The sequence below is a fragment of the Celeribacter persicus genome, assembly GCF_003050785.1.
In the GTDB taxonomy this organism is placed as follows: Bacteria; Pseudomonadota; Alphaproteobacteria; order Rhodobacterales; family Rhodobacteraceae; genus Celeribacter; species Celeribacter persicus.
The window spans coordinates 235,554-249,891 of record NZ_QAOH01000001.1 but is presented as its reverse complement, the minus strand read 5'-3'; the positions used below and the strand labels follow the sequence as shown (position 1 = coordinate 249,891).

The window sequence follows — 14,338 nt, the reverse complement described above, 5'->3', positions numbered from 1 at the left end:
TGGAGCCAAGTGGGAACCAAGTCTGCGGGAAAAGAAGGCGCCGTGTCAGAAACAATGAGTTTCAGAATGTTTCACCTGCAATAGAGGCCGTGCGCGCAGGCGGTGCGTATCGTGTAACGGCTCGTAACCATGCCCTTCGGTACGATGAGGAGACGCGGATAATCCGTGTTTTAGGTCATTTTACTCTTTTTTCGTGTATGAAACATGTTACTTTCCCGTTTAATGCGAGTTGACGTGAAGCGGGTCTGAAGGAGTTCGCCGATGCTGCCGGACGAACCCAGGGACGATCTCAAGGACGGGCAGAAGGCTACCCGTGTGCGACAAGAGGTAACGGCGCTTCTGGAAAGCCCGTCATTCGCTCGTTCCAAGGCCAACAGGGCTTTACTCAATTATCTTGCCGAGGAATATCTGGCCGGGCGGGGGGAGGCGATCACCGAATATGCCATCGCTCAGGATTTGCTCGGGCGGGATGATGATTTCGATCCCACCACCGATCCGATCGTACGTGTGCGAATGCGACGTTTGCGCGAGGGCATTGCCGCTTATTACGATGAGCACCCGGATCGTGATATGCGGCTGGAAATCCCGCGCGGCAGCTATGTTCCGGGTCTCGTGCCCGTGCTTTCCTTGTCCGCCAGAGCCACCATGCACACCACGCCGGATGCGGGGGCATCCGTGACGGAATATGCCTCCCCGAAACCCGCCCCTGTTCGCGCGGCGACCGTGCGTCGCAGCCGGGGGTTCGGTGTGATCGTGCTGCTGGGGCTCGCGCTCGCTTCCTGTTTGTTCCTCTATGGTGCGCAGGTATCTGACGTCTCCCCGCCCCTGGAAAGCGCGCAGCCCGTTGTGTCGGCATACCCGAGGATCGCCATTCTGCCCTTTGCCAATTTCACGGAGGATCAGACCCATGACGAATATGGCAAATCGGTCCAGCACCAGATTGCGGGTGATTTCGGGCGCTTTGGGCGGGCGGAGGTCGATGTGTTGTCCTCTGTCGCGGACAAATCTGCTTTGACGAAAGTGGATTATGTGCTGAGCGGTTCGATCCTCAGTGTCGGTCGTGAAATTGATTTGACCGTCGAGTTGACGGATGCGCAGAGTGGCGAGGTGTTGTTGCAGCGGCGCTTTGTGCAGAGCGTGGAACAGGGCGATTTCTATGCTGCCTTGCGGGCGGTCTCACAGCAGGTGAGCGGAACACTGACGGCGCAGGGCGGGGTGCTGAGCGGGATCGACGGAGTTGCCCCTTCCGGTCGCTTTCACTGTGTCGTACTGACGGATGACTTTCTTGACGGGCTGTCGCCGGAGCGCTTTCAGGTGGCCCACACCTGTTTCCAGCCGTTGCTTGTGGATTTGCAGGAGGATCCGATCGCGGCGGCCTCTTATGGCACGTTGATGCTGCATGCCGTGCCGGGGTTCCCCTTTATGGATGTCGCGGCCCTTCCAGAAGAGATGTATGTTACCGCGGAGGAGGTGACACGCTATGCCGAACGGCTCGCCGACCGCTATCCGAATTCGGATGTCGTTTTCACTCTGCTCGGGGCGGTGCACAATGCGACGGGCGATACGGATCGTGCGATCCACGAGTTGCGTCATGCGGTCGATCTGAACCCGGCCAATCCGACCTCTTACGGTGTGCTGGCCTACGCCTATATGGCCGCTGACCTGTATGAGGAGGCGCGCGATGCGGCGTTGGAAGCCATCCGTATCAGTGCGGCGCCGCAGCCCTATCTTTATCTGCCGGTTCTTATGTCGGGTCTGGTGCACCGGAATGCCCGGCTGGTCGATATGGCGCGGCAGCATTACGCAATGCAGCAGGAACCTTCGCGCGATGTGGTGCTTCTGGCGGCGGCGGCGATGATCGGTGACACGGCGGAAGTGGCGCGGCTCAAAGCGATGATCGGCACGCCGGAGGACCCTCTGGCCGGTCTGCGCGGTTTCGTGCGCGGCGAGATCGGGCAGGGCGCTTTGGAACGTTATCTTGAAGCCGTCGGAGTGAATGTTCCCGATGCGCCCTGCCTGTCTTCGGCCTCGGGCAATGTCAACCGCGAACTGGTCTGCCCGCCCTGATCCTGCGATAATGATATTAATTAGTTTTTCTTATGACATGTCAAAAATAATACAATTTCTTATTATTTAATAGGCTCGCTACTTATGAGCGCGAAAGGTGACAGCTTACCGCAGATATGGCGATTGTGCCGGGGCGGAATCGGTCATCTTGGCGTCAGTCAACGGAGGACCAGATGGACGGCAACGATATGAAAACGGCGGGCAAATGCCCGGTCATGCACGGCGGCAACACCGCCATGGGCAGCAATGTGATGGATTGGTGGCCGAATGCGCTCAACCTCGACATCCTGCATCAGCATGACACCAAGACCAACCCGATGGGCGGTGATTTCGATTATCGCGAGGCAGTCAAAGGGCTCGATTTCGATGCGCTGAAGGCCGACATGCATGCGCTGATGACCGAAAGCCAGGATTGGTGGCCAGCGGACTGGGGTCATTACGGCGGCTTGATGATCCGGTTGTCCTGGCATGCGGCGGGCTCTTATCGTCTGGCCGACGGGCGCGGCGGTGGCGGCACCGGCAACCAGCGCTTTGCGCCGCTGAACTCCTGGCCGGACAACGTGAGCCTCGACAAGGCGCGTCGTCTGCTGTGGCCGATCAAGAAGAAATACGGCAACAAGGTGAGCTGGGCCGACCTGATCGTTCTGGCCGGGACCATCGCCTATGAAAACATGGGGCTGAAAACCTTCGGCTTCGGTTTCGGTCGCGCCGACATCTGGCACCCGGAGAAAGACACCTATTGGGGCGCGGAAAAGGAATGGCTGGCGCCGTCCGATGAACGCTACGCCGATGTGGACAGGCCTGACACGATGGAGAACCCGCTGGCCGCCGTGCAGATGGGCTTGATCTACGTGAACCCCGAAGGCGTGAACGGCAAGCCGGACCCGATGAAAACGGCGGCGCAGGTGCGCGAAACCTTTGCCCGGATGGCGATGAACGACGAGGAAACCGTTGCTCTGACCGCGGGCGGCCACACGGTCGGCAAGACCCACGGCAACGGCGATGCGTCCTTGCTGGGCGCAGACCCGGAAGCCGCGGGTCCCGAGATGCAGGGCCTCGGCTGGGCCAACCCGAACCAGAATGGCAAGGCGGCGAATGCCGTGACCTCCGGTCTCGAAGGTGCGTGGACGACCCATCCGACGCAGTTCGACATGGGCTTTTTCGAAATGCTCTTCGGCCATGAATGGGAGCTGCGCAAATCGCCTGCGGGCGCGTGGCAATGGGAGCCAGTCGACATCAAGGAAGAGGACAAGCCGCTGGACGCGTCCGACCCGTCGAAGCGCCACAACCCGATGATGACCGACGCCGACATGGCGATGAAAGTGGACCCGATCTACAACGCGATCTGCCAGAAATTCATGGCCGATCCCGAGTATTTCGCCGACACGTTCGCACGTGCCTGGTTCAAACTGACCCACCGCGACATGGGGCCGAAGGTCCGTTACATCGGTCCGGATGTGCCCTCCGAGGATCTGATCTGGCAGGATCCGGTGCCCGCCGGTTCGACCTCCTACAATATCGCTGCGGTGAAAAAGAAGATCGCGGCCTCCGGACTGACGATCGGTGAACTGGTTGCGACCGCATGGGACAGTGCCCGGACCTTCCGCGGCTCCGACATGCGGGGCGGGGCCAACGGCGCGCGCATCCGTCTCGCACCGCAAAAGGACTGGGAAGGCAATGAGCCGGAACGTCTCGCCAAAGTGCTCTCCGTGCTCGAGCCGATTGCGGATGAGGCGGGTGCGTCGCTGGCCGATGTGATCGTGCTCGCTGGTGGTGTCGGGATCGAACTGGCGGCGAAAGCGGCAGGTTTCGATATCGAAGTGCCCTTTGCGCCGGGTCGTGGCGATGCGACCGACGAGATGACCGATGCGGAAAGCTTCGACGTGTTGGAACCGATCGCCGATGGCTATCGCAACTGGCTCAAGAAGGACTATGTGGTTTCGCCCGAGGAACTGATGCTCGACCGCACCCAGCTCATGGGGCTGACCGCTCCGGAAATGACGGTTCTGACCGGTGGTATGCGGGTTCTGGGCACCAATTACGGTGGTACGAAACACGGTGTCTTCACCGAACGCGAAGGCGCTCTGACACCGGATTTCTTCGTGACCCTGACCGATATGGCCTACAAATGGGTGCCGGCGAAAGGCGGAATCTATGAGATCACCGACCGTAAGACGGGCGAGGTGAAATACACCGCGACGCGCACGGATCTGGTGTTCGGCTCGAACTCCGTCCTGCGCGCCTATGCGGAGGTCTATGCTCAGGACGATAATGCGGAGAAATTCGTGCGTGATTTCGTCGCGGCCTGGGTCAAGGTGATGAACGCGGACCGGTTCGATCTTTCCGCTTAAAAGCTTCCTTCCCTGAAACGAAGGAGGGCGTCCCGGATGGGGCGCCCTTTTTCATGCGGCATCATGTCGAAAGGATCAGATCGCTTCAAGAAACGCGACCAGTGCCGCGCGTTCCTCAGCCGTCAGATCCAGAGGTTGCAACAGCGGATCGACCTCGGTTGCGGGCAGGAACATCGGGTCACGGGCGGCGCGGTCCGGTTGCTCGGGCTGATGCGAGCCACCGGCATTGTAGAGATTCACGAGGCCGTGCAGCGTTGGAAAGAGGCCGTTGTGCATGTAAGGTCCGCTTTTCGAGACATGACGCAGACTGGGCGTCAGGAAAGCGCCCGCATCCGCCGCCTCCCCGGTGATCTCATAGCGACCCATGTCATGATAGGTCCGTTCGTAATAGGTCAGGCCGATCTTGTGAAACTCCCCGTCCATCAGCGCAGGCCCCATGTGACAATTCACGCAGCGGGCCTTGGTGCGGAAGAGGTGCAGGCCCTCCACCTGTTGATCGGTGAGCATGGCGGTTTCGCCGGAGAGAAAGCGATCCAGCCGCGTGGGGGTGTCGAGATGGGTCTGAAACGCCGCCAGAGCGCTCGCCACCCGGTCCAGCGTAATTTCCTGATCGCCATAGACCGCGGCGAAGTCTTCGGGATAGCCGTTCAGCCATTTGAGACGATGGGTCACCCCGCTCAGGTCGTGATTGGCCATTTCCTTCGGGTCCGAGAGCGGCCCCATCATTTGATCTTCAAGACTTGCAGCACGCCCGTCCCAGAAAAACGCCGGTCTTGCCCATGCGGCAAAGAGCGCGGGGGCATTGCGGCTGCCCTCCGCGCGGGCATGGCCGAAGGGACGGGGTAGGCCGTCGCCCCAGCCCTCGCGTCGGTTGTGACAGCTCTGGCAGGCGATATGACCGGACTCGGAGAGAACAGGATCGTTGAACAGCCGCTCTCCGAGGGCGATCTGCAAGGCCTTGCGACTGCCTTCCTCGGGCAGGGCGGGTAAAGGCGCGGGGGCCAGTTCGATATAGTCGACACCCGCATCCACCCAAGGCGCAGGCCAGTCCTCCGACGGGCCGGAATAGACCATACGCAACCGCTCGGCCTCGGAAGGTGTAAGCTCCAGCCGGTCATAGACCCCCACACCCAGCACCACGGTCACGGCGGCCCAGACGGGCATGTGCCAGAGATGGGTGCGGAGTGCGGAGGTCTTGGTCATAGGATCACCATGTCACTGAGGTGCCGATATAGAAACTGCGGCCTTCGATCCAGGGGTTGTCGTCCGTGGCGGTCGTGTTGCCGATATCGTTGAACAGGTTCGACACTTTAAGATTGAGATCGACAGCTCCGGTGTTCAGTTCTGCCAGCCGCAAGGTCGCGGTGAGATAGGCCGCAACCACGGCGTCGAACTTGTAATCTTCGTAAACTTCATGAGACTGGCTGCCATAGGTGTCATTCACCAGCGTTTTGGTGGTGTCCGTATTTCGTACACCGTCATAGCCTGCGGTGATATCTGCGCCGAGGCCGAGTTTGAGCCGTTCGTTCTGCCAAGCGCTGCGCAGTTCGACGGTGGCGCGTACCGGGATGTCGAGATTGCCGGTGATCTCGTTAAACTCGGCGGAGCTGTAGCTTTCGTCGTTATAGGCGATGAAATACAGGCTGCCCTCGTCTTCGGCGTAATAGGTGTCTGAAGAGACGCGCCGGTCAGCCCAGATACCGGACAGGTAGAGGCCAAGACTGTCAAGCGCGCCACGGTTGACCTCCCAGTTGTTCTCGTATTCGAGAGAGACGGATTTGTATTTGCTCCAGCCATCGTTCGACAGCGTCTGGTCGACAGAACCGCTATCCTCTGAGGCTGCGAACTGATCCTTACCTTCGCGATAAAGGCCGGTCAGGCGCCATGTTCCGCCGGTCCAGTTTTCGCGGAATAGCGCGGTCAGGGAGAACTCGTCGGTATAGGGGGTGTCGAGATTGCTCTGAGTGAAGGAATAGGGACGGTTGTTTGTACTGTCCACCCAATCACCGACCTCGCCGGTGCTGGTGTTATGTGTGCGTGTTTGAACCTGGCCTCGCGGAATGCCATCGTGGATCGCATAGGCGAGATAACTGTCGCTGTAATAGCGGTTTACACCGACCGCGAGTTTGAAATCATCCGAGGGTTTCCATGTCGCGCTCAGGCGGGGAGCGAGATCGAGATTGTCCAGCACATCGTTGTAATCCGCCCGCAGACCCGCGCGTAGGGTGACTGTGCCCCAAGTCTGTTCCAACTCGGCAAAGGCACTGGCGGCAAACGCGTCGATATCGACGTCATAGGCATCATATACCAGCCGCCGGTTCATATAAATATCGTCATAACAGGAAGGGTCGTCCTCCGCACAGGTGTAGGCATCGAAAGAGGACGTGTCTGTCAGGCGGTTTGCGACAGAATAAAAGACGAAATCGGAGGCTGTGCGGTTGGCTTTGACCTCTGTGATATTGGCGCCGAGGGCGAAGTTGCCGTTCCAGACCTCGCCTTCAAAAAGCGCTTCGATCTGGTTTTGTTTGTCCGAATAGGTTTTGTCGCCAAGCCCGCCAATGCGGCAGGCAACGCTGGTTGCGCCGGTGTCATCGGCATTGCACCATGCGTCGAACGTGTCGGTGTAAAAGGGCGGGCGGGAGCCGGAGGAATTTGGGGCGTAGGAACCATACCAATAGTAAAGCGTGTCGCTGTTACTGTTATTGGAGGTTTCATTGTCCTGATGGATCGCGCGGAAGGTCAGTTTCGTGTCGCGCAAATCGATTCCTGCGAAAGACAGAAGGTCCCATGACTTCTCGAATTTCGCATCCAGAGACAGGGATTTCTCGATCACATCGACATCGAGGTTTTCGATGTAATTGCTGGTCCATTCCTGATCGTAATCCGTATATTGCCCGGAGAGAGTCACGGTGTCGCCATTGAGGAATTCATGGCTGTAAGATAGGCTGTAGAAGTCGCTGCGGCTTTCGTTTTCCACCTCGTTTTCGACATATTGCGGCAGCTTGGCTTTGGTGCCCTCGGCTGAGCGTCGCGAGAAACCAAACCGCAAAGCGGAACGATCGCCCACCGGCTGGTTGAAATCATAAGCATATTCGAGTTTGGTCCATGTCGGCTTCGGCTGGTCGTCGGGGTTCTGCCCGTCCTTGGTGCCGATCTCATAGTTGGCCCAGTCGGAGGTTCCGTAATTGAGCGTGAAAGACCCTTCGGCCTGATCTGGGGAGGGCTTTTTCAGTTCGTATTTTACCACACCACCCTGAAAGCCGCCGTACTGAGCGGAGATGTTGTTGTCGAGTACCTCGGCGCTGTCGATAAGCGATGAGGGAACGAACTGTGTCTGCGAATGCAGACCGAAAGTGGCCATATAATTCGGACTATTGGTCTCCCGGTTAAGCTCATCCGCGCCAAGAGGGTTCGTGGTGCCGGTGACCGAGTTGATACTTACCCCGTTCAACAAGATGGTGTTTTCCGTGAGTGATCCACCGGAGATCGACAGTTCCTGAGGTTGAAGGTCGAGCACATCGTCCACATTGCTGCCCGGGTCGCTACGTGAGACCTTGTCACTCTGCACATGCGGCAGGGTGGTGAGCGCGGTGTTGGCATCGCCTGAGCCGTCGCCGCGAATGATGATCGCATCGGTATCGAGCGCGGTGGCGCCGACGCCCTCGTCTGAGCCCTCAAGCGCCTGAGTTTGCCCTTCCTCTCCTTCGATCAGGATCGGGTCGAGCACGGTGGGCTCTTGCGCAAGGAGTGTAGCGGGGGCGGAGAGCAAAAGCGCGCTGGTGCCCAAAAGCACGGCGCGGCGACGAAGAAAGAGAGATGTGAAGCGCATGGGGCCCGTCCTGAATGTACATGGGTCCGTGGGCTGGCGCGATGCTTGCTTCGGAGGTTTTCGGGCCTTCTAAAATTTGCATTTCATGGCGACAAGTCCAATTCTTATTGTTTTTGTCGAATATGTGCGCTGCCGTGACGTCTGGTGATGAAAAGGCAACATATCCGAAGGGGAAACGCCTTGTTTTGTACTGTCTGGGCCGGATTGGTCTTCGGGTGCCTGCCGAGCATGATCACTGCGGCATCAAGCACGAGCATTTGAGCCGCACGGCAAACAGCAGGAGACTTATGCCACAAGCCGCAAGCCGACAGCTCATCTTGATCATGACAAAGCCTAAAACCGCGCTAAAACCAGAGTGCCGCAAGGTTCACTCCGCTTTAACAAAAGCACCATCAAAGAATGCGCCCATATTGGCGAAAAGAACCGCCCGATTCGAGGTTTTCGTAACCCCGTGGCCTTCATCGGCGAATGTCAGAAGATGATGCCCGATCCCCAAGCGCATCAGATCGCCGCTGGCGATCCGCGAGTTTTCGGGGGAGACATTGGTGTCGCGTAACCCGTGCACGATCATCAGCCGCCCGGTGATATGCGGAAACTCATCCCGCAAAGTGCCGTGCGCATAGGCCTTGGGCATCTCATTGGGCGTCCCGCCCAGCATCTCGACGCTATAATCGCGCAGATGCGGCATAGCGGTGTTGGCATAGTCCACGAACAGATCGCTCATGCCGCAGATCGTGCAGGCGGCATCGACCAGATCGCGCTGCCGGGTGATGGCGAACCAGGCGGAATAGCCGCCATAGGATTGTCCGGCCACGCCGATCCGGCCCGGTTGTGCCAGCCCCTGAGCGATCAGCATCTCGATCCCGCTTCGGATGTCGTCCTGTTCACGTCCGCCCCAACCATCGGCACGGATCAGATTGCGAAAGCGCAGACCGAAACCCGTAGAGCCACGGTAATTGGGATCAAGCACGGTGAAACCGGAAGCAACCAGATATTGAATGGCCGAATGCACCCGGTCTTGGCTCATCGCGGTCGGTCCGCCATGAACCCAGACCACCAGTCCGCGGCTCGTCCCGCCCGGTTGGTATAGCCAGCCTTGCACGGGCTCTCCGTCAGAAGATGTCCAGTTCACCGATTGCGCCGTGGCAAATGTCCGGGGCTGGTTCGGATCGTCGCAAACCGCCAACTCGTTCAGCACCCGTCCCGTGGCATCGGTGCGCACCAGCCGGTCAGGACCTGAGGCCATATAGGTCTGGGCGATCCAGTCGCTGTTCTCCAGTTGATCGAGCGGAAGCGTGCTGTGGTCTGCCATGCCAAACCGGGTTTCTGCTCCCGTGGCGATATCAAGAATGAACGGACTCAGCCGCCCATCCTCATAGGCAATGACCATGACCTTGCGCGTATCCACGCAGGCAAACGCCTCTTCGATGTGTCGTGCCGGATCGTCGATCAGCCAGCGCAGCACCCCATCCCGAGACAACAGCCCGAGCCGGTCGTGGGTTGCAGTTTCCGCAACGATCAGCAGATCGCCCTCCGCCCCGATCCAACTGCCTGAGGCCTTCAGATGCGGGCCGGGATCATAAAGACAGCGGTCATCGCTGCCATCCCAGTTCACGGCACAAATCTGTCGGCCACGGGGATGGTCGTCATTGCGATGATACAGAACGCGGGTGCCCCTCATACCAATGACGGGCGCATTTTCATTCACTGCCGTCATGCGGCTCAACACGCGACGCGCACCGGTGTTCAGGTCCAGCACATGCAGCCATGAGCCCTCTGTACCCCGTCCGGTCTCATCACAATTGGCATTGAAGAGGAGCGCATTTTCCTTTGGATGGAGGCTTGCCCCAAAGACATAGTGATCCGTCTGTGGCGGTGTCAGCGGTTCTGGTGTCGCCCCATCGCTCACATCAAGGATAAACAATTGCTCATGTTCATCGCTGCCTTGCGATTGGCGCAGGATCAGCCGGGAGCCGTCCCGGTTGATGTGGGCCACCCGGAAGTGATCGGCTCCGTCGGTCAGCATCCGTGGTGAGGCGCTGCCATCGGTGGGCACGATCCAGATATTCGCCGTCTCGGTGATCCCGGCCCAAGCCCAGACCAGCCATTTTCCGTCACCGGAGACCTGTGGTGTCCAGATCGTCGGGTAACTGGCCCATATCCGTGCAAGATTGGAATTCGTATGCATTTGATCAGGTTCTGACATGACTGGCCGATTGTGCTGTATCGGGAAAGTGGCAGGCGATACGCCGGTTCTGGTCGCCTGTGGACAAGGGAGGTTTTTCGACGGAGCAATGCACCTGAGCGCGGGGACAGCGGGTGTGAAAAACGCAACCCGGTGGCGGGGCGAGAGGGGATGGCAGATCCCCGTCGCCGATCCGCGCATAACCTGTTTTTTGAGACATATCGGGGTCTGCGATCGGAACGGCGGATATCAGCGCTTGCGTATAGGGATGACAGGGCGTGTCGCACAGAGCGGCACTTTCCGCCTGTTCCATCACATTGCCCAGATAAAGCACCATGATCCGGTCACTGATGTGTCGGATCACACTCAGATCGTGGGCGATGAAGATCAGGGCAACCCCCGTTTCCTCCTGCAAATCCTTCAGCAGGTTCAGCACCTGCGCCTGAATGGACACATCCAGCGCCGAAACGGGTTCGTCACAGATGATCAATTGGGGTTCGAGGATCAGGGCGCGTGCGATGCCGATCCTTTGGCACTGGCCCCCGGAGAACTGATGCGGATAGCGGTTGATCATCTCCGCGCGCAGCCCGACTTTTCCCATCATCCTTTGCGTGCGTTCGGTGATCTCGGCTTTGCTCAGTTCCGGGAAATGAAAGCGCAGCGGTTCGCTGATGATCTGGGCGACGGTCATGCGCGGGTTCAGCGCGGCCAGCGGGTCCTGAAAGATCATCTGAAATGTCTTGCGTTCCGCACGCAGTGCAGATCCATGCAGCTTTCCCAGATCTTTGCCCAGCCACATGACCTGACCCGACACATTGCCCATCATCTGCATGATCGCCCGCGCCAAAGTGGATTTGCCACAGCCGCTTTCGCCCACAATTCCCAGAGTTTCGCCCGGATACAAATCGAAGCTGATATCATCGACCGCCGTCAGATTGACAGGCGGTCCTGAAAACATCCCGCCTTTCCGGATCGGATACCAGACCCGCAGATTGCGAACTGAAAGCAGTGGTTTCTGTATCGTCATCTCAAATCCCCCTCGGAGAGGTGGCAGGCGCGCAAGCGCTGATCCATGGTGGATTGGAGCGCTGGCATTCGGCTGTCGCACGGCTCAATTGCAAAGGTGCAGCGCGGGGCAAACGGGCAGCCGGGGGGCGGTGCGCTCATATCCGGCGGTGCGCCGGGGATGGTGGTCAGCCGCTCGACATCCGTATCCACACGCGGGATCGCCTTCAGAAGACCCTTGGTATAGGGATGGCCGGGAGATCGGAACAACGTGCGGGTCGGGCCGCTTTCCATGATGCTGCCGCCATAAAGCACCAGTGTTCTTTCACAAAACCCCGCGACAACCCCCAGATCATGCGTGATCAGAATGATCGCCATTCCGAATTCGGTCTGAAGCTCGCCCAAGAGGGTCATGATCTGATCCTGCACCGTGACGTCAAGCGCAGTTGTCGGTTCATCCGCGATCAACAAGGCCGGGCGGCAAAGCAGGGACATCGCAATCATCACCCGTTGCCGCATTCCACCGGAAAACGCATGCGGATACATGGTGATGCGGCTTTTCGCGTCGGGGATTTTCACCGCGTCCAGCATCTGAAGAGAGGCGGCGAGCGCATCCGATTTGCTCATGCCCTTCTGATAGATCAGCACTTCGGCCATCTGGTCCGACACCCTTTTGTAGGGATTGAGCGAACTCATCGGGTCCTGGAATATCATGGCCATTTCGCGCGCCCGGACCTTGTTGATCACGGCTTTGGGCGCGTTCAGTATTTCCTGACCGTTCAGGCGGACCGATCCTGTGGCATACCCGTTCTCGGCCAAGATGCCCATCATGGCAAAAACGCTCTGACTTTTGCCGGACCCGCTTTCCCCGACGATGGCCAGGGTTTCCCCGGCTGCAAGATCGAAACTGAGCCCGTTCACCGCGCGCACCTGCCCATCGGGGGTATCGAAACCGACATGCAGATCGCGGACTTGTAAAAGTGTCATGCCGCGCTCCTAACGGTCTTTGGGGTCGAGCGCATCGCGCAGCCCGTCCCCGATGAAAAAGAAACAGAACAGCGTGACCACGAAGAAAAAGATCGGAAAGCCGATTTGCCACAGGGTTCCGAATTGCATGGTTCCGGCACCTTCCGAAATCAGCGCGCCCCAGCTTGTGTTCGGTTCCTGCACCCCCAGACCCAGGAAGGAAATGAAGCTTTCGGTCAGGATCATCTGCGGCACCAGAAGCGTGGCATAAACCACGACCACACCCAGCAAATTGGGGATGATATGGCGCAGAATGATCGAGAACGCAGGCAGGCCATTGACCACGGCGGCCTCGACATATTCCATCTTGCGGATGGTCAGGGTCTGGCCCCGCGCGATCCGCGCCATTTCCAGCCAGGAGATCAGGCCGATGCCCACGAAAAGCATCCCGACAGACCGGCCAAAGACCACAAGCAGCAGGATTAGCACGAACATGTACGGCACCGACATCAGAATATCGACGATCCGCATCATGATGTTGTCGACACGACCGCCGAAATATCCGGCCGTTGCGCCATAGAGCGTCCCGACGATCACCGCGATGAACGCCCCGACAACGCCGACAAGCAGAGATATCTGCGTGCCCTGCACAACGCGGGCAAACAGATCCCGTCCCAGTTCGTCGACACCGAAGTAATGCCCGTTCGCAAATGCGGGCTGGCCCTGCTCCGCGATCTGCCCGAGGATATCCCAGTCGATATCCTGATTGCTCCAGACGGCAAAAAACGGACCAAGGGCTGCGAACAGGCCAACCAGAATCAACAGGATCAGACTGACCAGAGCGGCCTTGTTTTTCAGGAACCGTGCGCGTGCATCCTGCCATGGCGATCTGCTCTGGATCATCCGTTCGGTGATCCGCCCGGCACGCTCTGCCCGCTCGTCGTATGTGGTGTTCACCGGATGGCTCCTAGTATTTGATCTTGGGGTCGATCCATGTGTAGAGGATGTCCACGATCAGATTGAACGCCACGGTCAGCGTTCCGATCAGAATGGTGATCCCCATCATGACGGAATAGTCCCGGCTGAGGGCGGACTGCACGAAAGACTGGCCAATTCCGCCGGTCGCGAAATAAAGGTCGATCACGACCGATCCCGTAATCATCGCGACGAACGCCGGACCGAGATAGGACAGGAGCGGCAGCAGGGCGGGCTTCAGGGCGTGTTGAAAGATGATGACACGGTCGGGCAGACCCTTGGCTCGCGCCGTCCGAATGAACTGGCTTCGCATGACTTCGAGCATGGAGGAGCGCATGATGCGGGCGACCGAGGCCAGATGGCTTGTCGCCAGTGCAATCACGGGCATCACCAGATAGGGCCATTGTCCGCCGTTCCAGCCACCGCCGGGCAACCAGCGCAGCCAGAGCGTGAAAACCAGCACAAGGATCGGTGCGAGTACGAAGGTGGGCAACACCTGTGCCACGATTGACAGGCCGATGGCGAAATAGTCGACCAGACTGTTCTGCCGCATGGCTGCGATAATTCCCAGCGTGCTGCCGATCACCACCGCAAAGACGAACGCGATGCTGCCATAGGTCAGTGTCACGGGGAATCCCTGACCGATCACATCATTGACGGTCTGATCCTTGTATTTGAAGGACGGGCCGAAATCGAAATTGGTGAGAATACCCGTCATATAGTGCCATATCTGCACATAGAGCGGGTCGTTCAGACCGTATCGCGCCTCGATATTGGCAAGAACCTGCGGCGGCAATTGCCGTTCAGCCGTGAAGGGACCACCGGGCGCGGCATACATCAGCACAAACGATATAACGATCAGGACCAACAGGGTCGGAATCGCCATCAGCAGACGCTTGAAGACGAAAGAGGCCATCATGCCACTCCGTAGATGTCAGGAATGAAAACGCCGCCCACGAT

9 protein-coding genes are annotated in these 14,338 nt (G+C 58.8%); 2 read left to right on the top strand and 7 right to left on the bottom strand.

Annotated elements, in window-relative coordinates:
- Positions 1–261: 261 nt before the first annotated feature.
- Entirely contained in the window at positions 262–2,067 is a 1,806-nt protein-coding gene (locus C8N42_RS01335; RefSeq protein ID WP_107814732.1) for a tetratricopeptide repeat protein, read from the top strand.
- 173 nt (positions 2,068–2,240) lie between these two features.
- Positions 2,241–4,418 (top strand): catalase/peroxidase HPI, encoded by a 2,178-nt coding sequence (katG, locus tag C8N42_RS01330; protein ID WP_107814731.1) that lies wholly within the window; start codon positions 2,241–2,243, stop codon positions 4,416–4,418.
- Between the two features lie 75 nt (positions 4,419–4,493).
- Here katG and C8N42_RS01325 read toward each other — a convergent pair whose 3' ends face one another.
- The 7 genes from C8N42_RS01325 to oppB all read right to left on the bottom strand — a co-directional run bounded on the left by C8N42_RS01325 (position 4,494) and on the right by oppB (position 14,294).
- Positions 4,494–5,621: a cytochrome-c peroxidase gene (locus tag C8N42_RS01325; protein ID WP_211309131.1), complete on the bottom strand. Its 1,128-nt coding sequence runs from the start codon at positions 5,619–5,621 to the stop codon at positions 4,494–4,496.
- 4 nt (positions 5,622–5,625) lie between these two features.
- Positions 5,626–8,247 carry a TonB-dependent receptor gene (locus C8N42_RS01320; RefSeq protein ID WP_107814730.1) on the bottom strand — a complete coding sequence of 874 codons (2,622 nt, stop codon included), beginning with the start codon at positions 8,245–8,247 and terminating at the stop codon, positions 5,626–5,628.
- 367 nt (positions 8,248–8,614) lie between these two features.
- Positions 8,615–10,435 (bottom strand): S9 family peptidase, encoded by a 1,821-nt coding sequence (locus C8N42_RS01315; RefSeq protein WP_170109158.1) that lies wholly within the window; start codon positions 10,433–10,435, stop codon positions 8,615–8,617.
- A 4-nt stretch (positions 10,436–10,439) separates the two neighbouring features.
- Entirely contained in the window at positions 10,440–11,390 is a 951-nt protein-coding gene (locus C8N42_RS01310) for an ABC transporter ATP-binding protein (protein ID WP_245889930.1), read from the bottom strand.
- Positions 11,391–11,455: 65 nt separating this feature from the next.
- Positions 11,456–12,424 carry an oligopeptide/dipeptide ABC transporter ATP-binding protein gene (locus tag C8N42_RS01305; protein ID WP_107814727.1) on the bottom strand — a complete coding sequence of 323 codons (969 nt, stop codon included), beginning with the start codon at positions 12,422–12,424 and terminating at the stop codon, positions 11,456–11,458.
- Positions 12,425–12,433: 9 nt separating this feature from the next.
- Entirely contained in the window at positions 12,434–13,306 is an 873-nt protein-coding gene (locus C8N42_RS01300) for an ABC transporter permease subunit (RefSeq protein WP_107815048.1), read from the bottom strand.
- Positions 13,307–13,370: 64 nt separating this feature from the next.
- Positions 13,371–14,294: an oligopeptide ABC transporter permease OppB gene (gene oppB, locus C8N42_RS01295; protein WP_107815047.1), complete on the bottom strand. Its 924-nt coding sequence runs from the start codon at positions 14,292–14,294 to the stop codon at positions 13,371–13,373.
- Positions 14,295–14,338: the final 44 nt, after the last annotated feature.